Genomic DNA, 26,339 nt, shown 5'->3' on the forward strand with positions numbered 1-26,339 from the left:
ATGCCCAAGCTGACCGAGGAGTACGAGGAGCTTCGCAAGACCGTCGAGGCGTTCGCCCGCGACGTGGTGGCCCCGGTGATCGGGGACCTCTACGAGCGTGAGCAGTTCCCCTACGACATCGTGCGGCAGATGGGCGCGATGGGCCTGTTCGGGCTGCCGATCCCCGAGGAGCACGGCGGCATGGGCGGCGACTACTTCGCGCTCTGCCTGGCCCTGGAGGAACTGGCCAGGGTGGACTCCAGCGTGTCGATCACCGTCGAGGCCGCGGTGTCGCTGGGCGCGATGCCGATCTACCGGTTCGGCACGCCCGAGCAGCGCGCCCGGTGGCTGCCCCGGCTGGCCTCGGGCGAGATGCTCGGCGCCTTCGGCCTCACCGAGCCCGGCGGCGGCTCCGACGTGCCCGGCGGCATGCGGACCACCGCGGTGCTCGACGGCGACGAGTGGGTGATCAACGGTACGAAGGCGTTCATCACCAACTCCGGCACCGACATCACCGGCGTGATCGGCGTGGCCGCGATCACCGGCGAGCGGGCCGGAGGGAAGAAGGAGATCTCCACGATCCTGGTGCCGTCCGGCACACCGGGCCTCACCGTCTCGAAGAAGTACTCCAAGGTGGGCTGGAACTGCTCCGACACCCGTGAGCTCTCCTTCGAAAACTGCCGGGTCCCCGCGGGCAACCTGCTCGGCGAGCGCGGACGCGGCTACGCGCAGTTCCTGCAGACGCTCGACGAGGGCCGCGTCGCGATCGCCGCCCTGTCCACCGGCCTGGCCCAGGGCTGCGTGGACGAGTCGCTGCGCTACGTCCGCGAACGCGAGGCGTTCGGTCACCCCATCGGCCACTACCAGGCGATCCAGTTCAAGATCGCCGACATGGAGGTCCGCACCCACACCGCCCGCCTCGCCTACCACCACGCGGCCGAGAAGATGCTCGCGGGCGAGCCGTTCAAGAAGGAGGCCGCGATCGCCAAGCTCGTCGCCGGCGACGCCGCCATGGACAACGCCCGCGACGCCACCCAGATCTTCGGCGGCTACGGGTTCATGAACGAGTACCCGGTCGGTCGTTTCTACCGCGACGCCAAGATCCTGGAGATCGGCGAGGGCACCAGCGAGGTCCAGCGGATGCTGATCGCACGGGAGATGGGGCTCTCTGGCCTCTGACCCCGTCGGCGCCGCACGGGCCCACGGGGGAGACCGCGATCGCACCCGGCGACGTGACGCGGGGTGGCCGGGGCGCGGACGCCGGGGCCCGTACCGGACGCGGGTCTTGTGGCCCCGCACCGAACGTCGACCGGAAGAGCCTCGGCGGGGAACGGCCCTCGCCGGGGAAAGCCCGGCCGGAAGAGCAGGAGGCACCCCGTTGCCGGGTCCACCGGTTTCACCGATGCGGGGGACCGGGCCGGCGCCTCGCGGATTTCGCCGGTGCGGGGGACCGGCCGGCGCGCTTTACGGAAGTTTGACGAGGCGGCCCGGCGTGGCTCGGGACCCCGTCGGGCACGCTGCGGGTACAGCGGTTGCGAAGTGCCGGTGAACATCACTGCGAAGTGATGGGAGAACCACATGCTGACAGGGTTGCCCGCACTGGGATCAGGGCTGGGACATCGCGTGGAGCTGGCCGAGGAGATCGAGGCGCACGCCGATCGGATCGACTGGCTGGAAGTGATCACCGAGCGCTTTCTGTTCGCCCCGGCCGACGAGCGTGAGTGGTTGAAAGGGCTGACCGGCCGGTTCCCGGTCGTGCCGCACGGGCTGGAGCTGTCCATCGGCTCGGAGCGGGAGCCGGACGCGGCGTACGTGGAGGAGCTGGCCGCGCTGGTGGCCGACGTCGACGCGCCGTGGTTCAGCGACCACCTGTCCTTCACCCGCACCGGCAGCGTCGACGTGGGGCTGCTGGTGCCGCTGCCGAGGACGAGGGAGGTCGCCCGGCGGCTGGGACGCAGGGCGGGGCGGGTGCAGGAGGCGGTGGGCCGGCCGTTCCTGCTGGAGAACATCACCTACTACGTGGACATGGCGACCCCGTTGACCGAGGCGCAGTTCATCACCGAGGTGATGGAGCACTGCGAGTGCGGCCTGCTGCTGGATCTGGCCAACCTCGACATCAACGCGCGCAACCACGGCTTCGACCCGCTGGAGTTCCTCGACGCCATCCCGGTCGAACGGGTCGTCCAGGTGCATCTGGCCGGAGGCGTCGACGGGGACGTCGACGAGGACGGGGAGCGGCTGTCCCTCGACAGCCACGGTGCCGCGATCCCGGCCCGGGTGTGGGGGCTGCTGGCGGAGCTGGTGTCCCGTACGCACCTCAACGCCACCCTGGTCGAACGCGACCAGAACTTCCCCGACGACTTCGGTGACCTGCTCGCCGAGATCGACCGCGCGCGAACCGTCCTGCGCTCCCGCTCCGCCGACGGTCCGTCGGCCGGACGGATCGCCGACGAACCGTCCGGCCGACGGATCGCCGGCGGGGCGGCACAACCGGCGGGAGGCACCTGATGGGCGTGCAGGACGCGCTCGCGGCGATGCTGACCCGCGAGGGTGAGTCCGCGCTGCTGCGCGAGGACCCCGAGAGGCTGCGGCTCCGGTACGGGCTGAGCGAGGCCGAGCTGGCCATGCTGGCCGGTGCCGCGGCTGGCGGTTACCGGGTGACGCGCGCCGGCGTGCTGGGCAAGCTGCGGTCGGCGATCGCCACCTGCCTGCCCGAGACGGTCGCCGAACTCACCGGCGGTCACCGCGCCCTGTGGGAGGAGTTCGCCCGAGGTGTCGTACGCCGCCCGCAGCCGGCGGAGCGGCCGTTCGGTATCTGGGAGTCCGAACGGCTCACGGCCTGGCTCGCGGTCCACGCGACACCGCGGCTGGCCGCCTACGCCCGTTACGAGCTGGCGCGCGCCACGCTGGTCCACGACCGCGACGCGGCGCTGGCCGCCCGCGAGGCCGCCACCATGGCGGAACCCGGCGGCCGGACCGTGACCGGGGCGCTGCGGCTGTCGGCCGCCGTCCGGATCGGGACGTACACCCATGACGTCACCGCCGGGCCGCCGATCGGTGAGCTGCCCGCCGCGACGACGCGGGTGCTGTTGCAGCGCCGATGGCGGGCGCCCCTCCTGCGGGCCTACCGGATCGGAGACGGCACCGCCACGCTGCTCGCCCGCTGCGACGGCACCCGCGACGCCGTCCAGGTGATCGCCGCGGTGGGCGGCGACCGCGCCCGAGCCGCGGAAACGCTCACCCAGCTGGTAGTGGCCGGTCTGGTGTGGCCGCGACCCTGACTCCACACGCGTCGCCCGGCGGGAGGATCCTTGTCGACTCTCGCGAGATCGCGACGGGGCGTCACCGCGAGGTGGAAGGCGGTGCCGGTCGTGACCGGCAGGGCTGGACGAGACGCGCGTGCGGACCCCGTTCCGCCGATACCGGCCCCCGCCCCGGCATCCGGGGCGCGACCTCCCACGGGCGGTCGCCATCGATCCTCCGCGTCCGGCCACCCGGTGTGCCGGATCGCGGAGAAGCCGGCCCGGCATCGGGCCGTCATCCCGCCCTGCCCCGGCAGGCGTCGGCGAACGGAGGAACATCGTGAACGATGACACCACTCGCGAGAACAGGGGACCCGAGTTCGTGTTCGAGGCCGTCACCGGTCCCGACGGCCCGGAGACCACGGGCCGCTCATGCTGCGGCGGTGGTCGCTGCGGCCACGACGACCCCGATGTGTGAGCCGGCCGTCTGAGACGGCCGGACGGGAGGCAAGGGGTGGGTATGGGCCTCTCGTGGCCTTTTTCTCCCTTGCCTCCCGTCGCATGGTTACCGGTTACGGAGGTCTCGCCGATGGGTGTCCCGGCCGCGCGAGCATCGGCTACGGCGATCCCGAGGAAAGACGTCCCGGTCTCATGAGGGTCCTGGGCCAGAAAAGGGGGTCAGTGCGAGGGGATCGTCGCGGTGAAGCCGTGCCCCGCGAAGGTGCCGGAGACGGCGGTGTCGTCCTCGGCGCGGAAGGGCTTCCATGACAGGTCCAGCGCGCGGGATCCGCCGCCGCCACCGGTGACGGTGAGCCGGGCCGTGGCGTCGCCGCCGCTCAGGCGGACCTCGCCGTTCACGGTGAGGTCGCCGACGAAGCGGACGTCTCGCAGATCGACGGTGGCGGCCTTGTCGTCGAACGTCAGCGCGCCGCCGCGCAGGCCCGCCTGCGTGGCCGGCGCCCAGGGCGGGGTCCTGAGCGGGTCGCGCCTGGCGGTGGCGTCGGCGACGGTGGCGAAGGCGGCGGCGAGGACCCGGCGGTCCCGCGCGGGCAGGTCGGTGCCGCGTGCCTGGGGCACCCGCGCCACGGTCTCGGGGAAGGAGCCGACGGCGCGGTAGTTCGCGTCGTCACAGCGAGGTTTGTCGTCGAAGGCGTCCGGATCGGTGAGGAAGGCGCGCATCGCGTCGCGGACACACTCGTTCACCAGGGCGCCGGTGGTGAGGTTGTGGCCGGCGAAGCGTACCCGGGAGAAGGTGGAGCCGGGGAAGCGCCGGGTCACCGCGGCGGCCTCCGCCGGGGTGGTGGAGTCGAAGTCACCTCCCAGGGCGAGGGTCGGTACCCGAGGGTGTTTCGCGCCCGGCGGCACGGGCGGGCTGACGCGAGGGGCCGGCCGGTCGGCGCAGACGTCCTGCATGCCGAGGATCGAACTCGCCGGAGGCGGTGCGGCCAGGTCGGTGACGGCGAACGGCCGGAACGGGCGCTCCCTGTCGTAGTAGCGGTTCAGCCGGCGTCGCCGCTCGTCGGCCGGGGCGGTGCGCTCGAACGGGAAGGCGGTGTCGGCGCACACGTAGGAGAGCAGGCCCGCCAGTTCCGGCGCGCGCAGCGGCTGGCGCGGTGCCTCGTCGATCATTCGTGTGAGGCGGCGCAGCGGGAGCCGGTCGCCGTTCAGGTAGGCGGCGACGGCCGCGCTCGCCTCGCGGCCGACCATCGGCAGGTAGAGACTGTGCGTCAGGTTCATGAGGGACGAGAGCCGCAGCTGCGGATCGGGGTGGGCGCGCAGGTGCCGTACCAGCCCGGAGAGGAGGCCGGAGGGATCACCCGGCAGGCGGCGGCAGGCGCGTGAGGGGTCACAGGCCACGTCGAGCAGGTCGGCGCGGGAGCGGATCGGCGTGGTCACGTAACCGTCCTCGCCCGTGAGCACGATGCTGTCGAGCAGCACCCCGGAGAGGCCGTCCGGATGGCGGGTGGCGTAGGCCTGGGCGAACACGGTGCCGTACGAGATGCCGTAGAACGTCACCTTCGGCACCCCCAGGGCTTCGCGGACGGCGTTCATGTCGGTGACGGCCTGGTCGGCGGTGAAGAACCGGGCGCGAGGACCCAGGTGCGCGACGCAGGCGCTCACGGTCTCCCGGCGCTCCAGGTCCAGCCCCGGGCAGAGCAGCGGGCTGGACTTCCCCAGCCCACGCGGCTCCACCACCAGGAGGTCGTGCCGGTCGAGCACCGGTCCCAGCGCCTCGGTCAGGGACGGCACCGCGGGGAGCGCCGGCAACGGCCCGCCCGGATTGGCCAGTACGGTCCCGGCCGAGGGACGGCCGGCGTTCTTCCTGGGCAGCCAGGCGAACGCCACCGTGATCCGCTCCGACGCGGGATCATTCCAGTCGAGGGGCACCGTCATCTCTCCGTCGCAGCGGGTCTTCGCGGCGGCACACGGATGTCGGAACCCGCCCGCGTCCTTCGTCTCTCCTGCCGCCTCCGCGGTCCCGGTCCGCGTGATCGTCTGGGATGTGTCGTGGTCGCGGGCGGCGGCGCTCCGGGTGGTGAGCGGCGAGACGAGAAGCGCCCCGCAGGTTGCCGCGCCGACGAGCACCGCCGCGACCCGGCGTGTGATGGATCGTTGGTCCGCGTTCATGCTTTCCAGACTCGTCCGCGATCGGCCCCCTTTCCTCGGCACGGGGAACGGTTTCCCGCCTGGGAGCCGGGCACCGGCCGCTCTCCTCTTTTGGGAGTACGGTCCCGGAAGGGAGAACGGCAGGAAGGGCTCAGCCGGTGGTGCCCGGGGTGACGAACCCCGCCTCGTAGGCGACGACCACGGCCTGGGCGCGGTCGCGGACGCCGAGTTTGGCGAACAGGCTGGTCACATGGTTCTTCACGGTGGAGGTCGCGACGTCGAGGGTTTCGGCGATCTCCAGGTTCGATCGCCCGCGCGCGATGAGGACGAGCACCTCCCGCTCGCGGTCGGTCAGCCCGGCGAGCTCGGGCGGCATCGTCGCGGGCCGGGGCCGTACGGCCCTGACGAAGGTGCCGATCAGCCGGGTCAGCAGCCGTGGCGCGACGACCGAGTCGCCGCGGTGCACCACCCGCACGCCCTCCAGGAGCTCCTCGGGGGAGATGTCCTTGGGCAGGAAGCCCGAGGCTCCGGCGCGCAGAGCCTCGACGACGTACTCGTCCAGGTCGAAGGTGCTCAGCGCGAGCACGCGCACGCCGGGCAGCTCGGCGGTGATCCGTCCGGTGGCGGTGACGCCGTCGGCCTCCGGCATGTGCAGGTCCATCAGCACCACGTCGGGGAGCAGGTCGCGGGCGAGGGCGAGCGCCTCCTCGCCGTCGCCGGCCTCACCCACCACGGAGAGGTCGTCCTGGGCGTTCAGGATCATCTGAAAGCCGGAGCGCACCAGCGCGTGGTCGTCGACGACCAGCACTCTGATCATGTCCCTTCCTCCCGCGCGGCCGGTTCGTGGCCCGGCTCCGGTCGTCCGGTGGTTCCCAGAACCGGGAGGGGCAGCCGGGCGTGGACCCGAAAGCCCCCGCCCGGCAGGGGACCCGTCTCCAGCCGCCCACCGCAGAGTGCCACACGCTCGGCCATGCCGCCCAACCCGAAACCCTCGCCGGGGTGGTTTTCGTGCCTCTTTCCGGCAGGGGGCACCCCGGGCCCGTCGTCGACGACCTCCACCTCGACCGCGGTGGGCCCGTACTCGACCCTCACCCTCACCGGGACGTTTCCCGCGTGCTTGCGCGCGTTGGTCAGGGACTCCTGGACGATCCGGTAGACGGCGTGGTCGACCGCCGCGGGCAGCCGCCCCGGGGTGCCGGTCACCTCCAGAAAGGCGGGCTGATCCGCCTCGCGGGCCCGGCCGACCAGCGAGGAAACCCTCCCCGAGAGGCCGGTTTCCTCGCCGGTGAAGGACGGGCTCTCGACGGGGGCCGGGTCGTCCGCCCGGTCGGCGCGCAGCACGTGCAGCAACTGCCGCATCTCCGCCATCGCCTCTCGCCCGGCGCGCTCGGCGCTGAGCAGGGCGGCCTCGGCCCCGGCGGGATCGCGGGCCATGGTCGTGCGCGCCGCCCCCATGAGGACCTGCATCGCGCTGATGTTGTGGGCGACCACGTCGTGCAGCTCGCGGGAGATGTGACGGCGCTCCGCCCGCACGATCTCCTCGGCGAGTTCGGCCTGCCTCCTGCGGATGGCCTCCGCGCGCAGCCGCGCCAGCCTGCCCAACCCGACGAGCAGCAGCGGGACGAAGATCCCTATGGAACCGGAGTCCTGACGTTCGGCTCCGGTGGCGAGCTGGACGGCCGTCGACACCGACGGGTAGAACAGCCCCACCGCGACGGCCGCGACCCAGGCGCGCCGGGCCTCGCCGTACCTGCCCGCCGTGTACAGGGCCAGCATCGCCTGCAGGCCGTACCCCTTCCAGCCCGTCGACACGACGATCACGCAGTCACAGGCCACGGCGACGGCGACGGCGGTGACCGGCCTGCTGCGCCGCCACAGCAGCGCCGCCGACGAGACCGTGAAGAACGCGAACGCCAGGATGGAGAACTCCCGCGTGGTGAACCTGTCCTGCAGGACGGCGAGGGTGACGTACACCGCCCACACGCCCAGCGCGAGGAGCACGTCGGCGACCCGCGAACGGCTCGTTCCCGGCCATCGTGTTCGGAGCCAGGAAAGCCCGCGCACGAACCACGCCCTCGCCTGCGTTCGCGCCCCCGTGAGAGTGCCTCGCGCGTTGTCGAGGGCGCCCCGCATTCCGGAGGAAACCTTCATCGTCGAGGTCGTTCGCGGCACCGCCGGGCGCGGATCCCGCCCGCGGGGCTCATCCGGCCGGTGAGGCTCACCGGGGGGCCTGCGGGGGAGGGGCGAATCCGGTGCGCGACCGATCGGGGGCGTTGTAAGGGAGGGTCTCGGGTGCTCGGGGCATAGGAGACCAGGGTTCCAGACCACAGGCCTGCAGACCACGTCGTTTGGTGTGGCTCATCCCTTTCGAAGGATTCCGTGAAGATCGTGCGGCGGCGGAACGCGCGCTCGGCGCCTGCGGCGCCGTCGATCGTCGCTGTCTCGCCGATCAGCCGGGCGGTGCCGGGTGGTGAAACTTTCAACGGATGTCAGGAGTGTTCGCACAGGTCAGCGCGCAAGGAAGTGAGGCGCCGACGGCGGGGACTACAGCGGAAGAGGCGTGCCACCTATGGTGGGAGCGCTCCCATGCCTCCTTCGAAGGAGCCGATCCATGCCAAGAAGATCAATCCTGGCCACGCTCTGCGCGGCCTTGGTGATCGCGTCAGGTGCGGCGATCGCCGGCGCCTCCGGCGCGTCCGCCGCCGATTCCCCGTTCTACGTCGATCCGGACACCGGTGCCGCCAAGTGGGTCGCGGCCAATCCCGGCGACTCCAAGGCGCAGGTGATCCGGACCCGGATCGCCTCCGTGCCGCAGGCCCGGTGGTTCACCACCACCAACACCTCCACCGTGCGCGGCCAGGTGTCGTCGTTCGTCGGAGCGGCGGCGTCGGCGGGCAAGATCCCCATCCTCGTCGTCTACAACATCCCCAACCGGGACTGCAGCGGCGCCAGCACGGGTGGCGCGCCCAACCACACGGCCTACCGTCAGTGGGTCGACGAGGTGGCCGCGGGTCTGCAGGGACGCCCGGCGACGATCATCCTGGAGCCGGACGTGCTCCCGATCATGACCAGCTGCATGAACTCCTCCCAGCAGCAGGAGACGAACGCCTCCATGGCGTACGCGGGCAAGAAGCTGAAGGCGGGCTCGTCCTCGGCGAAGGTCTACTTCGACATCGGGCACTCGGGGTGGCTGTCAGCGTCGGAGGCCGCCAACCGTCTGAGGGCCGCGGACGTGGCGAACAGCGCGGACGGCATCTCCCTGAACGTCTCCAACTACCGGTGGACCTCCACCGAGGTCTCCTACGCCAAGAACATCATCTCCGCCACCGGGATCTCCAGGCTCCGCGCGGTGATCGACACCAGCCGCAACGGCAACGGCCCGCAGGGCAGCGAGTGGTGTGACCCGCCGGGGCGGGCGATCGGCACGCCGAGCACCAACGCCACCGGCGACTCGATGATCGACGCCTTCCTGTGGATCAAGCTGCCGGGTGAGGCCGACGGCTGCATCGCCGCGGCCGGGCAGTTCGTCCCGCAGCGCGCCTACGACCTGGCCATGGCCGCTCCGCCCGGCCCGGATCCCACACCGACCCCCACGGTGACGCCGACGCCCACGCCGACCCCCACTCCGGGTGGCGGCAAGGCCTGCACGGCCAGCTACCAGCTGATCGGTTCCTGGCAGGGCGGGTTCCAGGCCGAGGTGATCGTGCGGAACTCGGGCGGCACGGCCCTCACGGGCTGGACGGTGAACTGGTCCTTCCCCAACAACCAGAGCATCACCCAGCTCTGGAACGGACAGCACACCCAGAGCGGCGCGAGCGTCTCGGTGCGGAACGTGTCCCACAACGGCAACCTCTCCGCGGGTGCCACGGCGAACTTCGGGTTCACCGGCAACTGGTCAGGAAGTAACGGCACGCCCTCCTCGGTCAGCTGCACCGCCGCCTGACCCGGTGGTGCGGCCGTGATCCGGACGGCTCGCGCGGTATGCCCCCCGCGCGAGCCGTACCGGATTCTTCCGCCTTCCCTCCGACCGCGTAGCCGAAAGGGAGAACCGGTCTCATGGGTCCGTTCCGCGCCTTACCCTGGGATTTTGCCCGGCCGGAGCGGGCCCGCAGGGGCCGCCCGCATGGCCGCGGCGGCCTTCGTCATGATCTGTCGCATGCTCTCGACCTCCTCGGGAGTGAGCTGGTCGATCAGGAAGGCGCGCACGACGGCCACGTGCCCCGGCGCGGTCCGCTTGAGGCAACGCTTGCCCTCCTCGGTGAGCACGGCGAGCACGCCCCGCTCGTCGGAGGGGCAGGCCTCCCTGGTGACGAGCCCTCTCCGCTCCAGCTGGCCGATCTGATAGGTGAGGCCGCTCTTCGAAACGATCAACCGGTTGGCCAGCTCGGTCATCCGCATCCGCCCGCCGGGGTCCTGGGAGAGTTTCGCCAGGATCTCGTACTGGGCGTGGGTCAGATCGGCATCGACTTTCAACTGATCCTCGACGCGTCGCTCCAGGAGGTGTGTCGCGGCCACATAAGCCATCCATGCGGCCATCTCGCTCTCATTGAGCCATTTCACGTCGCTCACCGGAACATTCTACTGCTTGTTCAAATTTGAACTAACCGCTATGGTTTGTACAAATTCGAATGACAGGAGGAGTCAGAATGCTTGACCAGCTAAGACCGTATGTCCTGTTGCTGGCGAGGATCGCTCTCGGCGTAATCTTCGTATTCCACGGCTCACAGAAGTTCCTGAGCTCGGGGCTGGCCCAGACCACCGCGGCCTTCGACGCCATGGGGATCCCCCTCGCGGTCGTCTCCGCACCGGCGGTCGCCATCATCGAGGTCGTGGGCGGTATCGCGCTCATCCTGGGCGCGGCCCTGCCCGTGTTCGGCTTCCTGCTCACGCTCGTCATGCTCGGTGCCCTCGTCTTCGTTCACCTCTCCAACGGCTTCTCGGTGAGCGAGGGCGGCTACGAGTACGTGCTGGCCCTCGCCGCGGGCACCATGGTCATCGCCCTCAGCGGCGGCGGAGCCCTCGCCGTCGACGCCCTCTGGCAGCGCCGCCGCCAGCCGGCCACCGTCTGACCCTGTAAGAACCTGTAGGACCCTGTAGGACACCGTCGGACCCTGTCCGACACCGCCGTCACCATCCGACCGGCCGTCGTACGGAGCCGGCTCCTGGAGTGGTCACCGCTCCGGGTGGTTCGGCCGGTCGCCGGAATTACGGATGCCGGGTCTTTCCCCAGCGGGAGGGCCCGGCCGACCGGAACCAACGACATCGAACATCGCGAGGTCCCGATCCCGGACAATGGGCATAGCTGTTCTCGACAGCGCTCAAGAGTTGGGGGTCGGTGTGCGTCTGATCCAGAGAATCGGCAGGGATTTCAAGGCCCGGCAGCATATCGACGCGTACGCTCTCACCGTCGTCCTCTTCGGTTTCGCCTTTCTCTCGATATTCGCCGACAAGCTGGAAGATGACCTCAGATGGGCGGCCCTGTTCTCCGGGGTCGGGCTGCTCCTCTACCGGCTCACCCTCACCGACGAGCCCGCGGAATCGCGCACCGACCTTCTGCACGACCGTTCCGTGTACGACAGGGTGCCGCTCTCCGCGCTGCTCGCCCAGGCCCGTGACGTGCGCGTGTTCGCGCCCTCCGCGGTCAACCTGCTGTCGGCGCAGAGCTGTGAGCTGATACGCAACACGGTCCTCGCCAGGGAGCGGGGAAGCGCCAGGATCGTCATTCTCGACCCCACGGAGAAGGCGGCGGTCCGGCAGACCGCGAAACAGCTGGACGATTCGGTCGAGTTTCCCGTCCAGCGGCTTCCCGCCGCGCTGGAGAGCACGATGGAACGCCTACGGTTGATGAGCGGCTGGAAAACGGCGGGCCGGTTCGAATACCGCCTTCTTTCCTACAACCCGGGATTCAGTCTCGTCCTTGTCGACCCGGAAACCCCCGGGGGGCGTGTCATCGTGGAGATTCACGGTTTCCACAACGCGTCCATCTCCTCGCGCATGCACCTCGAGCTGACCCGTGGCCGCGACGAACGCTGGTACACCTACTGGGTGAGCCAGTTCGACCACATGTGGGAGGCGGCGAGAGCGGACGACGTCACGCCGTCCTCCGCAGAAGCTCCTCGGCCTGCGCCCGCAGATGCCCGGGAAGCCCGGGAGTGACCGCGCCGAGCGCCCGCGAGGCGAACTCCTCCGACAGGGTGGGCCGCCCCAGCAGGGCGTGGACACGTGCGGCCCGCACCAGCAGGGGGCCGCTGTCGGAGTCGTCGGCGAGGGCGTCGAGGATCTCCTGCTGGGCGGCGTCGAACCGCTGCTCCAGGGCGAGGGCGAGCGCCCTGGCGGCGATCGTGCCGGGCCGCTGGTGCCTGCGTACCCGATCCAGGTCGCGCAGGGCCTCCACCGGCTTTCCGAGGTCGGCCAGGATCTCACCGCGCAGCGCGAGTGCCTCGGCGGGGGGCTCGTCCGCGAGCGCCACGGCCCCGTTGAGCAGGGCGAGGGCGGCGCGCGGCTGTCCCAGATGCCACAGGGCCTGCCCGAGCGCCAGATGCGCCGGCAGGTCGTTGGGAACCCAGGAGAGGGCGGCGCGCAGCCGCTCGACGGCGCTGTCGTAGTGTCCCAGCGCCAGCCAGAGCCGCCCTTCCCCGGTCAGCGCGGAGGCCACGCCGTTGAATCGCTGCAGCGTCGCGAACAGGTCGGCCGCCTCCTCGAACCGGCTGCGTGCGCTCTCCGTCTCACCTTCCGCCGACGCCACCTCTCCCAGGATCAGCAGGGCCTCGGCACGCACCCACGTCTCGCCGCTTCCCGAGGCGCGGACCGCCTCCTCCGCGAGCCCGCGGGCCGTCTCCCAGCTCTCCCTGGCCAGTGCGAGCCGCGCGTCGCCGAGATAGGACGCCGGGGGCCGCGACTGGCGCACCGACCCGATCAGACGGTCGTGCTGCAGCTCGTACCAGCGGATCCCCAGCCGGTGCTCGCCGCGCAGGATGTGGGAGTCCTCCAGGGCCTTGGCGACGGCGTTCGGCATGCCGGCCGTCTCGTGGAGTCCTTCGTAGACGGTGTTGCGCGTCCCGTGCTCGGTGACGAAGGTCCTGCGCAGCCAGGAGCGGATCTCGCTCGACGTGACACCGGATCCGGCCGAGACACGCGCGAGCATCCGATCGCAGAATCCGGTGAGGAACCGGTCGACGTTCACGTGCAGGTTCACGTGGTCCACGCTGATCTCCCTGAGCCCGGAGGGCAGCGACTCCCACAGCGCGGAGCAGACGACCTGCAACTGGACCGGTTCGATCGTGTTCAGTGTCAGCGTGGTCGTCTGCCCCTCGTCGTTGGAGATCGGGACGGTGCGCAGGTCGTCGACGAGCCGTTCCGCGGCCCCGGGGGCGAAGAACCTGCCGGTGCGCTCAACCGGCCTCGTGGTGGCGTCGAGCGCCGCGGCGCGCGTGAGCGGCGGCAGCTGGAACCGCGCCCGCGAACCTCGGCCCAGCGGGCGCTCGTGCGGCAGGACGGAGGCCAGATACTCCTCGCGCAGGGAAAGCAGCAGGTGGAGGCCGTCGTGATCCTCCACCGCCCGCGCCAGCTGGCGCAGGAGCTCGTTGCGGTCCTCCTCGCGGTCGAGCGGGCCGCCGAACAGCTCCTCGGCCTGGTCGAGGGCGACCAGGACGGGCACCGGGTCGCCGTATCTGTCGGTGCGTTCCGGGCGTTCGGCCAGGAAGTCCGAGATCGTGAGCCCCGCCAGCGCGGGCAGTGGCCGGTCGGGGGCCCAGGCCGACAGAAGCGCCAGCACATAGGGATTGCCGGGCATCTTCGGACGCAGCGAGGCGATGCCGTGGGGTGACACGCGGGCGATGGGCAGCACGTCGGCGCGCTCGGGCTCCACGCGGGGCAGGACACCCGCCTGCAGAAGGGACGTCTTGCCGACCCCGGAGGCCCCGAACAGCACGGTGAGGCCGGTGGCCTGCCAGATGGTGGCGATGTCGCGGGCCTCGCGTTCCCGTCCGAAGAACAGGGCGTGCTCGCTCCGGTCGTAGGGACGCAGCCCCACGTAGGGCCGGATGGTTCCGTCGCCGGCGCGTGTCGCGGTCGTCATGACGTCCGTCCCATTCTCCGCCGGAGCTCCGCGCAGAACTCCGAGGCGGTCCCCAGGAAGATCGAGATGTTCCAGCGGTCGAGATAGTGGGTGATGTAGCGCCTGGCCTTGCTTTCCGCGCTCTCGGTGCTCTTCGCGCTCCCGGCGCTCCCGGCGCTCCCGGCGCTCCCGGTGCCGCCAGTGGGGCGGCTCACCTCGGGCATGAGCTGCACGCTCACGTGCCGCCGCTTGTTGCTGCGAGGTGTGTTGCGCACCAGGCCGTGGAACAGCACCCGAAACGTCCAGTCCTGCAGGCTGTAGCCCACGAAGAGCAGCGGCCGGGTGGTCATCGCCCGCAGTATCGGGATCGGCAGCGGATGCCGCCCGTCGGTCGCGACGGCGTCCACCATGTTGACGAGGTACGTCAGGTAGTCGGCCTCGGTCAGCACCAGCGACGCGGGCTCCGCCCAGCTCCCGTGGAGGTGGTAGACGATGGGCCGCTCCACCGTCGGCTCCGGCAGGAGAGGGGCCGCGCCGGGGTCGGTGTCCCACCAGGGGGAGACGGCGACATGGGGATCCTTGCCCTCCGCCCGCAACGCCTCGGCCAGGAAGTCGTCGTAGTTCGTGGTGAGGAACGTCGTGAGCGGGAAACCGGCGAGCAGCCGGTGAGGCTCGCCGGGATCAGTCACCGGAGGCCGGCCGTGCGAGCGCAGGTGGCCGCAGACCGTCTCCTTGAGGTCGACCGGATCGCGCACCACGGCCTCGCCGTACTGCATCACACGGGCCAGGTCGCCCGCGTCGGAGAACGGATAGCCGTAGCGGAGGGCGTACTGGTTGCTGAGAGCGGCGCCGGTGGGCAGGGTGCCTGCACAGGCCCCCGCTCCGAGAAAAGGGGCACAGTCACCCCTGCCGAGCTGGTCGATCAAACGTTCCCAGTCGGTGTCGTCCACGGCTCCACCATGTTTGTCGACAAAGAGCGTGAGTATCGCACTCCAATGTCGCACATCGCCGGGGTGTCACAAAGGTTTTGATATGAACGAATCAAATCCGGCCACCGGGCCGGTGTCCTCGTCTTCGACTATTTCCCGCAGCGCGAGTCCAAGAGCGGAATCGTCGATCCCATCAAGATCGGCCAGGTTCATCCCTGTGAGGTCGATCAGGCCTTTGTGGTAATCGGTGTCGGCTATGACGGTTTCGTCGCTCATGCGGTCTCCCTCGCACCCCCGCGTTTCCGGCTCTTCGTGTGTCCCCGCCCTGGCCCATCGTTACACTCTTCCGGTGGTCGGACGAGTGCCTCCGAAGATAATTTGGAAGACGGGCCGGTATGGTTTACGGATAACAATCCTTTTTAAGGTGTGACAGTTATCTCCTTTTGGGACATAGCCATAAGACTCTGACCTCTTTGTTTATGCGCGTGTGAGGGGCGGGCGTCTAGGCTGATCCCAAATCGGGTGAGTGGAGGCGGTCGCGTGCCCATTTCACAGTCGTCGGGGTCTTCCCGGACAACGGGACGCCAGCCCCAGATCTGGGGCAAGGTCCCCCAGCAGAACAAGAACTTCACCGGCAGGGAAGATCTTCTCGACAAGCTGCACACCGGGGTCACCGCCGAGGTCACCGCGGTGGTTCCGCACGCCCTCCACGGGTTCGGCGGCGTCGGCAAGACCCACGTCGCGATCGAGTACGCCTACCGCTTCCGGCACGAGTACGACCTGGTCTGGTGGATTCCCGCGGACCAGCCGATGCTGGTGCGCTCCTCGCTGGCCGCGCTCGCCCCGCACCTGGGAGTCCCCTCCTCCTCCTCGATGGGCGTGGAGGACGCCTCGGCGGCCGTGCTGGACGCGCTGCGCCGCGGTGAGCCCTACTCCCGCTGGCTGCTCGTCTTCGACAACGCCGAGCAGCCGGAGGACATCAACGAGATCATCCCGCGCGGTCCAGGGCATGTCCTGATCACCTCACGCAACCACGCCTGGCAGAGCGTGGTCGACACCCTGCCCGTCGACGTCTTCACCCGGGCCGAGAGCATCGAGTTCCTCAGCAAGCGGGTGCCCAGCTCGACCAGCCTCGACGACAGGAACCGGCTGGCCGAGGAGCTCGGCGACCTGCCGCTCGCCCTGGAGCAGGCCGGGGCCCTGCAGACGGAGACCGGGATGTCCGTCGAGCAGTATCTCCGGCTGCTGCGGGAGCAGACGGCCCAGCTGCTCGGGGCCAACAAGGCGCCCGATTACCCGCTGTCCATGACCGCGGCGTGGTCGCTGTCGGTGTCGCAGCTCAAGGCGAAACTGCCCGAGGCCGTGCAACTCCTGCGCTGCTGCGCCTTCTTCGGACCGGATCCGATCCCTCGCGACGTCTTCGGAGTGCTCACCGAGGAGTTCGCTCCGGGGTCGCGTCTCGGCGCGATCCTCGCCGACCCGATCCTGCTGAGCAAGGCCATCAGGGAGCTGGGGCGTTACGCCCTCGTCCGGATCGACTCCGAGAACCGGACCATCCAGGTGCACCGGCTGATCCAGGCACTCCTGCGCAACGAGCTGAGCGACGAGGAGCAGGCGTCCTTCCTCCATGAGGTGCACCTGCTGCTGGCGGCGGCGGTGCCGGGCCTCCCCGACAACAACGTCCTGTGGCCACGCTACGCCGAGCTGCTCACCCACGTGACCCCCGCGGCGGTCGAGGTCAGCCAGGATCCCCGCGTTCGCGCCTTCGCCCTGGACGTCGTGCGCTACCTCTACTCGTCGGGGGGCTACCAGTCGGCGAGAAACCTTGTCGGGCGCCTGATCGAGAGGTGGCGGGCCGACAGCGGGGACGAGGACCAGCACGTGCTCTCCGCGCAGCGGCACTTCGGGATCATCCTGCGCGAGCTCGGCGACTACCGGGCCTCCTTCGAGCTCAACCGCGAGACCCTGGCGCACATGCGGGAGGTCCTCGGACCCGACCACGAGGAGACCCTGCTGATCACCAACAGCCACGGCGGCGACCTGAGGATGCGGGGTGACTTCGCGGCCGCCCTGGCGCACGACGAGGAGTCACTGCGTCAGCACCGGACGCTGTTCGGCCAGAAACACCGCCGGACGCTGCGGACCATGAACAACCTCGCGCTCGACTACATGCTGCTCGGCGACTACCAGAAGGCGAGCGAGCTGCAGCAGACCGCCTACACGTTGCAGCGCTCCGGCGATTCCAAGTCGAGCCAGCAGTCCATCCTCACCTCATGGAACGGCCTGGCCCGCATCGTGCGGCTCAGGGGCGAATACTCGGAGGCCTGCGACATCGGCGAGGACGCCTACGACTTCAGCGTCCAGGAGCTCGGGGCCGACCACCCCAGGACCCTGCGCGCGGCCAAGGACCTGTCCATCGCCAAGCGCAGGGCGGGGCTGATCGACGAGGCGTTCGAGATCGCCCAGCGGACGTTCGAGCTGGAGGAGCGCATCTTCGGCCGCGACCACCCCGACACGCTCGCGGCCGCCCTGTGCCTGGCCAACGCGCAGCGCACCAGGGGTGAGGTCGACGAGGCGCTGGGACTGCTGCGCGATACGGCGGCCCGTTATCCCAGGCGCTACGGGGACGAGCACCCCTTCACCTTCGGCTGCAACATGAACCTCGCGCTACTGCTGCGGGTCAACGGAGACATCGAGGAGGCGACCGAGCTCGACCTGAGATCTCTGGAGGGCTTCGACCGCACGCTGGGACGTGAGCACCACTACTCGCTCACCTGCGCGATCAACCTCGCCAGTGACCTCGCCGCCGGTGGAGAGGTCTCCCCGGCCGGGCGACTGGGTGAAGAGACCCTGGCCCAGTTGCGGGAGCTTTTGGGCATCGACCACCCGCTCACCCTCGCCTGTGCGAACAACCTGGTCATCGACCTGCGGACGCGGGGGGCCTCGGCGGAGGCGGAGACACTGCGGGCCGACACCTTCGAGCGCTATCGGCGGGTGCTGGGTGAGGAGCACCCCGACACGACGGTGGCGCTGCGGGGGGAGCGGCTCGACTTCGACTTCGATCCGCCCGCGCTGTGACCGGCATGCCCGCGCTGTGACCGGCGCGTCCGGGCGGCCGCGCCGCATTTCCCGTGCGCCGGACGTCATATCGTGGCCGATCCGCTCCGGCCGCTAGCCGTTGCGTTCGAGCCAGCGCGCGTAGTGGTCGTCGGAGCGTTCACGGCTCATGGCTCGTGCGCGGGCCGGCACGCTCTCCCTCGACCAGTCGTCGAGGCGCCGCGCCATCCCGGCCGTGAAGTTCTCACCGGCGGGGGTGAGCCGCCCGCTGCCGAGGAGGGTGGCGGTGACGAGGTGCGAGGCCTCGCGCCACTGGAAGAACTCCGCGTTCGCGCGCAGGGCCGCCGTCCCCGACTCCCATTCGCGCTGGCGCATCCAGAAGCCCGCCACCCCCAGGAAGGCGTACGCGCCCTGGAGAAGTCCCGGCACGGGGCGGGGATCCTCGCGCCAGGGAGCGTAGTAGCGGGAGCCGTCGTCGGGCAGGGTGAGGGGAACGAGGTCGAGCAGGGCCGAGAGCTTCGCGTGCTGCGTCTCGTGCGTCAACGTGACCGCGAGCCAGGACGCGTCCGGCGGCGTCGACAGGGCCACGCACCCGAAGGTCTCCCGTGAGGACGAGCTCGACTGGCCCCTGGCGGGCGCGACGAGCGGCGTGAGGACCGTGATCGCCGTGGCCACCTCCTCGGCCACGGTCCGGTGGTGACGCACCAGCAGATCCCATGCCTCGTGCAGCGTCGACTGCCACCGCTCGGTCTCGGCCTCGGTGAGACGCCCGCCGATGTTGCCCGTCCCCGGCATCCGGTAAGGGTCGAGGTCGTCGATGACCAGGCGGAGGGAGATGCCGTCCGCCTCGCTGAACAGCGAACGCAGCCCTCGCCAGCCCGGGGCGTCCTGGCGGGGGTCGCCGGGAATCCTGACGATGATCCCGTCCGCGGTGATCTCGGTGTCGTCCGGGCCGCACTCGACCGTGGCCACCGAGACGGTCGGCGACAGGATCGCCTGCCCCAGTGACGGCAGCGTGACCACCCCCTCCACCGCCGGTACGTCGATCTCGCAGGCGGTGCCGGAACGGATCGCCGCCGCGGCGGCGAGGGCCGCGAGTTGTCCCGGAGCCGCGTCGCGGTCGCCGGCGTCGAGCAACTTGACCGTACGGCGCGCCCAGGCGCCCACCGACGGGTGGCGCAGGACCGCATTGACGACGGCGGGGTAGCGGCGCTGGACGGTGGCGAGCAGGTCGTAGGCGCGGCGGGTGGCGGCGGCGTCGGGATGGCCGCTCGCCCGCGCGGTTTCCAGCACCCCGCGTACGAGCAGGATGTGCTTGCTGTGCTGTGCGGCGGACAGTTCGGCGACCGCGGTGGTGCCCCCACCGCCGGTGGCGAGTTCTGAGAACGTGCCGGCCGCGATCCGGTGCTCACGCAGGTTCATCGTGCCCTTTCTCTGCCGTTTCGATCGGGCCGGCAGATCGGCTTCGACCGTTCCCTTGATGTGCCCGATGAGGCGGAGGAGGTCGGGGGAGTAAACGGAGGGGTTGGCGAAACCGTGGCCGGAGCGGTAGCGGTGGGCGTAGTGGCCTCCTCCGCAGACGCGGGAGACCGGGCACGCCCGGCAGGTCGGGGAGAGGGCCAGTTCGCCGATCTGGCGGGCGGCGATCGAGGGCAGGAGCAGGACGTCGTCGAAGGAGTCGCGCGCCACGTGCAGACCGGTTTCCGGTGCTCCCCGGTAGGCCGACTTCAGGGCGTCCGACTGCTCGATGCCGCCGTCGGTCTCCACGACGACCATCGCGACGGGGGACAGGCCCATCTGCTCGCTCGACGACGAGCGGCCGAGCAGTCCGCGAATGATCTCGTTGAACGTCCTGACCCAGGTGGGGCGCCGCGGCGCGGCGTACCAGCGGTCGAAGATCGGGATCAGCCAGTCGGCGTACGGTGTCGCCTCGGTGTCCGGGGTCCGGCCGGGAGGTGGCGCGGACCAGTTGCCGTGCGGGAGCAGGAAGTCGACGGCCGGTGGGTCGAAGGCGAGGAGCGCCTCGTAGGCCCCGATCGGGTCGTTCCTGAGGTCGACGGTGCACAGCAGGCCGCTGAAGAGGTGCCTGAAGGCGGGCGAGCCCAGCAGTCCGAGGGCGCGCAGCACGTCGGCGTGGCTTCCCCGGCCGTCGGCGCGGCGGCGGCCCCGGTCGTGCATGGTCTCGTCGCCGTCGAGGCTGACCCCGACCCGGACGCCCAACTCGTCGAAGAGGCGGAGGTGGCGGAGGTCGAGCAGGGTGCCGTTGGTCTGCAGGCCGACGGTGGTCCTGGTGGCGGGGCCGACCGCGGAGCGGACCAGCGTGACGAACTCGCGGATCGCCTCACGGCCGGCGAGCAGGGGCTCGCCCCCGTGCAGGATGAGCTCAATGTGGGCCAGGTTGTGGCGGTGGGCGTGCTGGGCGATTCTCTCGGCCGTGGCGGTGAAGATCTCCCGTGACATTTGTTTCGGTCGCGTCTGCCAGGAGGAGTCGGCCATTTCGTACATGTAGCAATATTTGCAGGCGAGATCGCACCTGCTGTGGATCTTCAGGATGAACTGCCGGAACGGAGTCGGCCGCCAGCCATCGGCCATCAGCCCTCCGATATCGAGAGTCGACGGCCACTCGCGCATCGCTGATCAGCCCCCTGCCGAGACCACGTTATGTGACGCCCGAAAGATGTTTCCACGATAGATGATGCTCGGCCGCCGTTCCAGATTGAAGGAAAAACCAGTGATCATGTCGATGAAGGGGTAGGAATGCGCGGGGCTGAAAACTTGACTATTGGGGCAAAGTCATGCCAGATAGGGAATGGCGCAAGAGAGGTGTGCCACGTTTGCCGGAGAAACCCGACCCCATAATCCCCCTGCCTCGAAGCGTGTTCCCCGCGACGCTCGATGTCGGGGGATTGCTGGACTCGGGGTGGCGGCCGGCGGCTTTCCGGCAGTTCATCCTGAAGATCCACAGCAGGTGCGACCTCGCCTGCCGCCATTGCTACATCTACGAGATGGCCGACCAGTCGTGGAAGGCCCAGCCGCGGCGCATGTCGAAGGCGATCGTCGACTGTACGGCGAGACGCGTCGCCGAGCACGCGCTCGCCCACGAATTGGCCGAGGTCGAGGTCATCCTGCACGGGGGAGAGCCCTTGCTGGCCGGGCCCGATCTCATCTCCTACGCCGTGCGCACCATCAGGGGGGCCGCCGCCGACGTCGGGACCCGCGTCCGCGTCGGCGTGCAGACCAACGGGCTGCGCCTGGACGAGGCCTACCTGAGGCTCTTCGAGAGCCTGGAGATCCGCGTCGGGGTGAGCATGGACGGCTACGCCGAGGGCCACGACCGGCACAGGCGCTACGCGGACGGCCGGGGCAGCCACGCGATCGTCGCGGACGCGCTCCGCAGGCTGACCGAGGGTCCGTTCCACCACCTGTTCAGCGGCCTGCTGTGCACCGTCGACGTCCGTAACGACCCGCTGGCGACCTACGAGGCGCTCCTCGCCTTCGACCCACCGGCCGTCGACTTCCTGCTCCCGCACGGCAACTGGTCCGCCCCGCCGCCGTACCGCCTCCCGGACGACGAGGTGACACCGTACGCCGACTGGCTGATCCCGATCTTCGACCGCTGGTACGGCTCGGCCGCCGACCAGACGGAGATCCGGCTGTTCCGCGAGATCCTGCGCCTGCTGACGGGAGGCGCCTCGCGCAGCGAGACGGTGGGGCTCTCACCCGCCAGGATGGCCGTGGTGGAGACCGACGGCAGCATCGAGCAGTCGGACATCCTGAAGTCCAGCTACCACGGAGCGGCCGCGACCCGGCTGCATCTGCTCCGCGACTCCTTCGACGACGCGCTCAGGCATCCGGCCATGGCCGCCCGGCAGATCGGCGAGCTCGCGCTCGCCCCCGCCTGCCTGGCCTGCGACCTGCGTTCGGTCTGCGGCGGAGGGCTGTACGCGCACAGATACAGCGAGTCCACCGGTTTCAAGGGCCCCTCGGTCTACTGTCCCGACCTCTACCGGTTGATCACCCACATCCGTACAGGTTTCGCGAGAGACGTCGCCCGGCTGAAGGGAAGTCGATGAGGCTCGGTGCGCAGGGAGTGTCCGACACGACGGTTCTCGCGCTGGCGGCCGGTGAGGGCGGAGCCGACGCCGTGGCCGAGCTGAGCGCGTTCCAGCGCCTCAAGAACAGGATGTTGATTCGCGGGGTCGTGACAGAGGCGCGCTCGGCGAGCCACCCCGGCGCCGCCCTGGCGGCACGCGCCTACGGCCTCCTGGCGGATCTGGAGGTGGAGGCGGGCGAGGAGGTCGAGCGCGTGCTGCGCTACCCGGCGGTGGGGGCGTGGGCGTGGCGGACCTACCGGTCCTTGCGGAGCGGGAACGGCACGTCCGACGATCCCGCGCAGCTGGGCGCGCCGGCCGTGGTGGCCGCGGTGCGGGCCCGGATCGCCTGCCGGGTCCGGCTGCCCGTCCGTGACGGCGCGATCATGCTGCCGTCACTGGGGCGTCTCACCCTCCCCGAGGGGGCGGAGGAGACGGTCGACATCACGGTGAGACCGGACGCCGACGGCGCCGAACTCGAGGCCGCAGGCCTGACGGTCCGCGTCCGTCCCCGCGGCGACCGGCCCGGCTGGCAGGCGCTTCGCGGGCTGCGGGTGACCCCGGGATTCGAGCCGGTCGTCGACGACCTCGACCCGTACCGGTGGTCCGCGAAGGAGGTCGCGGAGCCGCGGCTGGATCCCGGGCGGCTTCGCGCGTGGGGGACGCACCTGGACGACGCCTGGCGGGTCCTCGCCGCGCACCACGCGACCGTGGCCGAGGAGGTGAGGCTCACCGTGTCGGTGCTCACCCCCGTCAAGGCCCCGAAACGGGGGCAGAACAGCGCCACCTCGCGCGAGACGTTCGGGACCGTCGCCATGTCCGACCCGTGGCACGGCGTGGGGCTCGCGGCCACGTTCGCCCACGAGATCCAGCACGCGAAGCTCACCGCGCTGACCGAGGCGATCCCGCTCACCCTGCCGGACGACGGCTCCCGCCACTACGCGCCCTGGCGGGACGATCCGCGCCCCGTCTACGGCCTGCTGCAGGGCTCGTACGCCTATCTCGGGGTGGCGGAGTTCTGGCGCAGGCAGCACCGTTTCGAGCGGGACGCCGAGGCGTTCCGGGCACGCGTGGAACTCGCCCGCTGGAGGCGGGCCGCCTACGCGGTCACCGGCACGCTGCTGGCGAGCGGGGGCCTGAACGAGCGCGGGGAGGAGTTCGTGGCGCGCATGAGGAAGACGCTGGAGGAGTGCGCCGCGGAACCGGTCGACTCCGCCGCGGAGAGCCAGGCCCGGCGCGAGGCGGAGCGGCACCTCGACGCCTGGAGGAGGCGCAACCCCGGGTTCCGGGCGAACGGGTGGCCCCACACCGGCCCCTGACCGGGAGACCGCGGCGGAAAACAGGCGTTCCGGCCAAAGTGCGGGGTCAAAGGCGTTCCACCGGAGCGGGACGGATCGGCGGTCAGATCGGCGGGGGGTCGAAGTCGCAGTCGATGCGACGGCCCTCGCTCGCGAGGAGGGCGTCGGGATGGCCGGTCTCCAGCGGGCGTTCGTAGCGTCGCATCGTGTCGTCGTACAGGATCTCGGCCCGCTCCTTCTCGCCCGCGGCCCTCAGGTCGAGGGCGAGGTTGTTGGCGCAGGACAGGCTCAGGAAGTGGTTCTCGCCGAAGAGCCCTCGCAGCCGGGCGAGCGTCTCCTCGCCGAGCTCGCACGCCCGGGTGGTCTCCCCCAGGGCCGCGAGATCGGTCTGGAGGCTGATGGCGCACGTCAGCGGATAGTGGTGCTCCCGGCCGACCTTGGCGATCAGGCCCTCCCTCACCCTCTCGTTCAGACGCCTCGCCGTCGCGACGTCACCGCGCAACCGATGCAGGATCGCCAGGTTGCCGGCGCAGGCGAGGCTGTAGGGGTGCTCCTCGCCGAACACCCTGGGATAGAGGGCGACCGTCCTTTCCGCCGTCGCGAACGCCTCGTCGAGGTCGCCGGTCGTCCGCAGCGCGTTGGAGAGGTTGATCGCCGCGGCCATCGTGTCGGGATGCTCGTCCCCGAAGAGCCGCTGAAGGCGGGTGTGCGTGTCACGCGCGAGCTCCAGCGCCTCGGTCACCTCTCCCGAGCGTCGCTTGGCGATGGACAGGTCCTTCGCCGTCAGCAGCGTGGCGTGATGGTCGAGCGTCAGCTCCTGGACGCCGTAGGCGTAGGCCTCCTCGCCCAGGTCGCACGCCTCGGTGTAGTCGCCGCAGAGCCGCACGGCCCTGGCCAGGCCGTTCCACGACAGCAGCAGGACGGTCCTGCCGATGCCCTCCCCCGCGTCGCTCATCTCCAGATAGGTCTCCTGGTGCAGACGCCGCGCCTCGGTGTAGTCACTGGTGAGGGCGTAGTCGAGGGCCAGGTTGTTGAGCACGCGCAGGGTGGACGGATGGCCGGGGCCACGGCCGGCGGAGTGCGCGGCCAGGGACTCCTCGTCCAGCTTCCTGGCGGCGATGAAGTCGCCGCGCGCCCGCAGGGACGCCCCGTAGCCGTTGGTCGTCAGGAGCGTCTCGTTGTGGTCGTGGCCGAGGACCTCGCGCATGTCGTCGAGGGTCCGGCGGTCGATCTCGTACGCCGCGGAGTACTGGCCGAGCCCGCGCAGCACGTTGCCCAGGTGCTTGTACGCGACGAGCACGTCCGGGTGCCTCGCCCCGCTGACCTCGGTCCACCTCTTGACGAAGCTCTCCAGGAAGGAACGGGCCGACTGGTAGTTGCCCGACACGAAGAGGTAACGGGTGATGTTGAGGGCGAACCGTCTGACGGCCGGATCGGTGCACTCCTCCAGGCCTGAGGGGGTGACGTGGGCGACCAGCTCCTCGAAGCGGCGCCACCTGGCGCTCTCGTCGGGATCGTTGGGGGCGCTGCCGGCCAGCAGCACGTGCACCTCGTGCCGGATGTCGGCCTGGTCCTTCTCCGACAGGTCGTCGCGCAGGAGCGCCTGGATCAGCCGGTGCACCTGGATGGTGCGGGTGGTGGGCTCGATCCTGGCCAGTGCGAAGCGTCTCAGCTCGCTCAGCGCCGTGGCGAGCAGGATCGGGTCGGACAGGATTCCGCCGAGCCGGGGTGCGACGGCCTTGTTTCCCCTGCGGAAGACGTCGCGGGGGATGGGCTCGGGGCCGAAGAAGGCGCAGGACCGCAGGAGCGTGATCGCCTCGGGGAGGCGGTCCTCCAGCAGCGACACCGACACCTTCCACGCCGCCGTCATCGAGAGCGGATATCCCGGTGCCCTGTTGGCCCCCAGCAGCCTTCTCGCCTGCTCGTTGAGCTGCTCCAGGTATTCGTCGACCGACATGCCGGTCTCGTACTGCAGCGCGCCGGCCTGCTCCAGGGCGAGGGGAAGGTCGCCGAGCTGCTCGGCGAGCCGCGAGGCGTCGTCGTCGGGGACCTCCCGGCGCAGGCGCTTCCTCAGGAACGCCATGCTCTCCTCGCGGGTGAAGACATCGACCTGGAGGGTCTCGAAGTGGTCCTCCCACTTGGGGTTGCGTGAGGTGATCAGGACATGTCCCGGCCCGCGCGGGATGAACTCCTGAACCTGCCCCGGCTCCTCGGCGTTGTCGAAGATCAGCAGCCAGCGGCGGTAGGGGGTGCCGCTCTGCAGCGTCCTGCGCACCGCCTCGGCGGCCTCCTCGACGCCGGTGGCCGACGCCGGCGGCAGGCCCAGGTAGGGCGCCATCGCCGCCAGTGCGGACGGCACCAGCACGCGCTGGTCGGAGGGGATCCACCAGACGAGGTCGTAGTGCGAGCGGTAGCGGTGGGCGTACTCGATGGCCAGGTGGGTCTTGCCGACACCACCCCACCCCTGCAGCGCCTGGGGTTGGGGGACGACGGCGGTGACGGTGCTGATGCCCTGGCGGAGCTTGAGGAGCATGTCGTCGCGCCCGGTGAAGTTTCTGTTGCGGGGTGGGACCTTCTCCCAGATCTCGGGCTGCCGCTCGGGCACCGTGTTCGCCGCGTGTGAAAGCTCCACCACCTCGGGCCACCGCCTTTTTCTAGCCAAAGGGATCGTACGGTCATCCTAAAGGTTGATTCGAAGAGTGGGGTATTACAGAATCACATTGAGAAAAAACCCGGCCCCGGAAATTTTCGGGAGTGGTATCGCACCCCCTTTTGGGGCGTCCTGAAAACCGGTGCCGGGTCGGTCCGGAGGCGACGCGACGTCATAGGGAGCACGCATGCGCGATGACGATTCAAGGCCGGGAGGTCTCATCGACCTTGAGGGCCTCTCCCTGGAGAAGCTCACGGAGGTCGACGAGGCCTGGCTGCGCAGGATGCTGGAGCCGTTGCTGCTGGAGAAGGCGGAGCCCGCGGCGGGATTCACGAGTTCGATCTGAGGAATCACCTTGCCGTTTCATGCGGGTTGCGGCAGAAAGGTGATCGTGAATCATTCGCCCACTCCGGCCGCCTCGGTGACACAG

At 70.2% G+C, this 26,339-nt stretch carries 20 protein-coding genes; 11 read left to right on the top strand and 9 right to left on the bottom strand.

Annotated elements, in window-relative coordinates:
- The 4 genes from ACFY3D_RS17615 to ACFY3D_RS17630 all read left to right on the top strand — a co-directional run bounded on the left by ACFY3D_RS17615 (position 1) and on the right by ACFY3D_RS17630 (position 3,699).
- Positions 1–1,158 carry an acyl-CoA dehydrogenase family protein gene (locus tag ACFY3D_RS17615; RefSeq protein WP_389980538.1) on the top strand — a complete coding sequence of 386 codons (1,158 nt, stop codon included), beginning with the start codon at positions 1–3 and terminating at the stop codon, positions 1,156–1,158.
- Between the two features lie 399 nt (positions 1,159–1,557).
- A complete protein-coding gene (locus tag ACFY3D_RS17620; RefSeq protein WP_389980540.1) occupies positions 1,558–2,487 on the top strand; it encodes a DUF692 domain-containing protein in 930 nt (309 codons plus the stop codon).
- Positions 2,487–3,260 carry a hypothetical protein gene (locus ACFY3D_RS17625; protein WP_389980542.1) on the top strand — a complete coding sequence of 258 codons (774 nt, stop codon included), beginning with the start codon at positions 2,487–2,489 and terminating at the stop codon, positions 3,258–3,260. The genes ACFY3D_RS17620 and ACFY3D_RS17625 overlap by 1 nt, the downstream gene beginning before the upstream one ends.
- Before the next feature lie 301 nt (positions 3,261–3,561).
- Complete coding sequence (locus ACFY3D_RS17630) at positions 3,562–3,699, top strand: hypothetical protein (protein ID WP_389980544.1); 138 nt, start codon at positions 3,562–3,564, stop codon at positions 3,697–3,699.
- A 200-nt stretch (positions 3,700–3,899) separates the two neighbouring features.
- Here ACFY3D_RS17630 and ACFY3D_RS17635 read toward each other — a convergent pair whose 3' ends face one another.
- The 3 genes from ACFY3D_RS17635 to ACFY3D_RS17645 all read right to left on the bottom strand — a co-directional run bounded on the left by ACFY3D_RS17635 (position 3,900) and on the right by ACFY3D_RS17645 (position 7,979).
- Entirely contained in the window at positions 3,900–5,849 is a 1,950-nt protein-coding gene (locus ACFY3D_RS17635; protein WP_389980546.1) for an alpha/beta fold hydrolase, read from the bottom strand.
- 130 nt (positions 5,850–5,979) lie between these two features.
- On the bottom strand, positions 5,980–6,645 hold the full coding sequence (locus ACFY3D_RS17640) for a response regulator (RefSeq protein ID WP_389980548.1): 666 nt from the start codon (positions 6,643–6,645) through the stop codon (positions 5,980–5,982).
- The gene (locus tag ACFY3D_RS17645; RefSeq protein WP_389980550.1) at positions 6,642–7,979 is read right to left on the bottom strand and encodes a sensor histidine kinase; all 1,338 of its coding nucleotides are present in this window, start codon (positions 7,977–7,979) and stop codon (positions 6,642–6,644) included. The genes ACFY3D_RS17640 and ACFY3D_RS17645 overlap by 4 nt, the downstream gene beginning before the upstream one ends.
- 460 nt (positions 7,980–8,439) lie before the next feature.
- Here ACFY3D_RS17645 and ACFY3D_RS17650 point away from each other — a divergent pair, with 460 nt between their 5' ends.
- The gene (locus ACFY3D_RS17650; RefSeq protein ID WP_389980552.1) at positions 8,440–9,771 is read left to right on the top strand and encodes a glycoside hydrolase family 6 protein; all 1,332 of its coding nucleotides are present in this window, start codon (positions 8,440–8,442) and stop codon (positions 9,769–9,771) included.
- Positions 9,772–9,902: 131 nt separating this feature from the next.
- Here the strand turns inward: ACFY3D_RS17650 and ACFY3D_RS17655 are convergent, their stop codons facing one another.
- Positions 9,903–10,397 carry a MarR family transcriptional regulator gene (locus ACFY3D_RS17655; protein ID WP_362512081.1) on the bottom strand — a complete coding sequence of 165 codons (495 nt, stop codon included), beginning with the start codon at positions 10,395–10,397 and terminating at the stop codon, positions 9,903–9,905.
- A gap of 77 nt (positions 10,398–10,474) precedes the next feature.
- Here ACFY3D_RS17655 and ACFY3D_RS17660 point away from each other — a divergent pair, with 77 nt between their 5' ends.
- Together ACFY3D_RS17660 and ACFY3D_RS17665 are read left to right on the top strand one after the other, a co-directional pair.
- Positions 10,475–10,897, top strand: a complete 423-nt coding sequence (locus ACFY3D_RS17660) for a DoxX family protein (RefSeq protein WP_350944042.1) — start codon at positions 10,475–10,477, stop codon at positions 10,895–10,897.
- 268 nt (positions 10,898–11,165) lie between these two features.
- Complete coding sequence (locus tag ACFY3D_RS17665) at positions 11,166–11,984, top strand: hypothetical protein (protein ID WP_389980555.1); 819 nt, start codon at positions 11,166–11,168, stop codon at positions 11,982–11,984.
- Here the strand turns inward: ACFY3D_RS17665 and ACFY3D_RS17670 are convergent.
- The 3 genes from ACFY3D_RS17670 to fxsA all read right to left on the bottom strand — a co-directional run bounded on the left by ACFY3D_RS17670 (position 11,920) and on the right by fxsA (position 15,089).
- Complete coding sequence (locus ACFY3D_RS17670; RefSeq protein ID WP_389980557.1) at positions 11,920–13,905, bottom strand: tetratricopeptide repeat protein; 1,986 nt, start codon at positions 13,903–13,905, stop codon at positions 11,920–11,922. The genes ACFY3D_RS17665 and ACFY3D_RS17670 overlap by 65 nt on opposite strands.
- Positions 13,902–14,834 carry an SIR2 family protein gene (locus ACFY3D_RS17675; protein WP_389980559.1) on the bottom strand — a complete coding sequence of 311 codons (933 nt, stop codon included), beginning with the start codon at positions 14,832–14,834 and terminating at the stop codon, positions 13,902–13,904. Before ACFY3D_RS17675 ends, ACFY3D_RS17670 begins: the two co-directional genes overlap by 4 nt.
- A gap of 66 nt (positions 14,835–14,900) precedes the next feature.
- The gene (gene fxsA / locus ACFY3D_RS17680) at positions 14,901–15,089 is read right to left on the bottom strand and encodes an FxSxx-COOH cyclophane-containing RiPP peptide (protein ID WP_389772703.1); all 189 of its coding nucleotides are present in this window, start codon (positions 15,087–15,089) and stop codon (positions 14,901–14,903) included.
- 264 nt (positions 15,090–15,353) lie between these two features.
- Here fxsA and fxsT (ACFY3D_RS17685) point away from each other — a divergent pair, with 264 nt between their 5' ends.
- Positions 15,354–17,891, top strand: coding sequence for an FxSxx-COOH system tetratricopeptide repeat protein (gene fxsT / locus ACFY3D_RS17685; protein WP_389980561.1), 2,538 nt, complete (start codon positions 15,354–15,356; stop codon positions 17,889–17,891).
- Between the two features lie 93 nt (positions 17,892–17,984).
- Here fxsT (ACFY3D_RS17685) and ACFY3D_RS17690 read toward each other — a convergent pair whose 3' ends face one another.
- Positions 17,985–20,462, bottom strand: a complete 2,478-nt coding sequence (locus ACFY3D_RS17690; RefSeq protein ID WP_389980563.1) for an FxsB family cyclophane-forming radical SAM/SPASM peptide maturase — start codon at positions 20,460–20,462, stop codon at positions 17,985–17,987.
- A gap of 284 nt (positions 20,463–20,746) precedes the next feature.
- Between ACFY3D_RS17690 and ACFY3D_RS17695 the strand changes: the two genes are divergently transcribed.
- On the top strand, positions 20,747–21,943 hold the full coding sequence (locus ACFY3D_RS17695) for an FxsB family cyclophane-forming radical SAM/SPASM peptide maturase (protein ID WP_389980565.1): 1,197 nt from the start codon (positions 20,747–20,749) through the stop codon (positions 21,941–21,943).
- Positions 21,940–23,280, top strand: a complete 1,341-nt coding sequence (locus ACFY3D_RS17700; protein ID WP_389980567.1) for an HEXXH motif domain-containing protein — start codon at positions 21,940–21,942, stop codon at positions 23,278–23,280. The genes ACFY3D_RS17695 and ACFY3D_RS17700 overlap by 4 nt, the downstream gene beginning before the upstream one ends.
- 82 nt (positions 23,281–23,362) lie before the next feature.
- On the opposite strand, the gene fxsT (ACFY3D_RS17705) is transcribed toward ACFY3D_RS17700, so the two are convergent.
- Positions 23,363–25,891: an FxSxx-COOH system tetratricopeptide repeat protein gene (gene fxsT / locus ACFY3D_RS17705; protein ID WP_389980569.1), complete on the bottom strand. Its 2,529-nt coding sequence runs from the start codon at positions 25,889–25,891 to the stop codon at positions 23,363–23,365.
- A gap of 205 nt (positions 25,892–26,096) precedes the next feature.
- On the opposite strand from fxsT (ACFY3D_RS17705), the gene ACFY3D_RS17710 reads away from it, so the two are divergent.
- Positions 26,097–26,255, top strand: a complete 159-nt coding sequence (locus ACFY3D_RS17710; RefSeq protein WP_362900728.1) for a hypothetical protein — start codon at positions 26,097–26,099, stop codon at positions 26,253–26,255.
- Positions 26,256–26,339: the final 84 nt, after the last annotated feature.

This window comes from Streptosporangium sp. NPDC000509 (assembly GCF_042898365.1).
GTDB lineage: Bacteria > Actinomycetota > Actinomycetes > Streptosporangiales > Streptosporangiaceae > Streptosporangium.

Coding starts and splice junctions, on each gene's coding strand:
- ACFY3D_RS17615 (WP_389980538.1), top strand. CDS start 1: ATGCCCAAGCTGACCGAGGAGTACGAGGAGCTTCGCAAGACCGTCGAG.
- ACFY3D_RS17620 (WP_389980540.1), top strand. CDS start 1,558: ATGCTGACAGGGTTGCCCGCACTGGGATCAGGGCTGGGACATCGCGTG.
- ACFY3D_RS17625 (WP_389980542.1), top strand. CDS start 2,487: ATGGGCGTGCAGGACGCGCTCGCGGCGATGCTGACCCGCGAGGGTGAG.
- ACFY3D_RS17635 (WP_389980546.1), bottom strand. CDS start 5,849: ATGAACGCGGACCAACGATCCATCACACGCCGGGTCGCGGCGGTGCTC.
- ACFY3D_RS17640 (WP_389980548.1), bottom strand. CDS start 6,645: ATGATCAGAGTGCTGGTCGTCGACGACCACGCGCTGGTGCGCTCCGGC.
- ACFY3D_RS17645 (WP_389980550.1), bottom strand. CDS start 7,979: ATGAAGGTTTCCTCCGGAATGCGGGGCGCCCTCGACAACGCGCGAGGC.
- ACFY3D_RS17650 (WP_389980552.1), top strand. CDS start 8,440: ATGCCAAGAAGATCAATCCTGGCCACGCTCTGCGCGGCCTTGGTGATC.
- ACFY3D_RS17660 (WP_350944042.1), top strand. CDS start 10,475: ATGCTTGACCAGCTAAGACCGTATGTCCTGTTGCTGGCGAGGATCGCT.
- ACFY3D_RS17670 (WP_389980557.1), bottom strand. CDS start 13,905: ATGACGACCGCGACACGCGCCGGCGACGGAACCATCCGGCCCTACGTG.
- fxsA (WP_389772703.1), bottom strand. CDS start 15,089: ATGAGCGACGAAACCGTCATAGCCGACACCGATTACCACAAAGGCCTG.
- ACFY3D_RS17690 (WP_389980563.1), bottom strand. CDS start 20,462: ATGGCCGATGGCTGGCGGCCGACTCCGTTCCGGCAGTTCATCCTGAAG.
- ACFY3D_RS17700 (WP_389980567.1), top strand. CDS start 21,940: ATGAGGCTCGGTGCGCAGGGAGTGTCCGACACGACGGTTCTCGCGCTG.
- ACFY3D_RS17710 (WP_362900728.1), top strand. CDS start 26,097: ATGCGCGATGACGATTCAAGGCCGGGAGGTCTCATCGACCTTGAGGGC.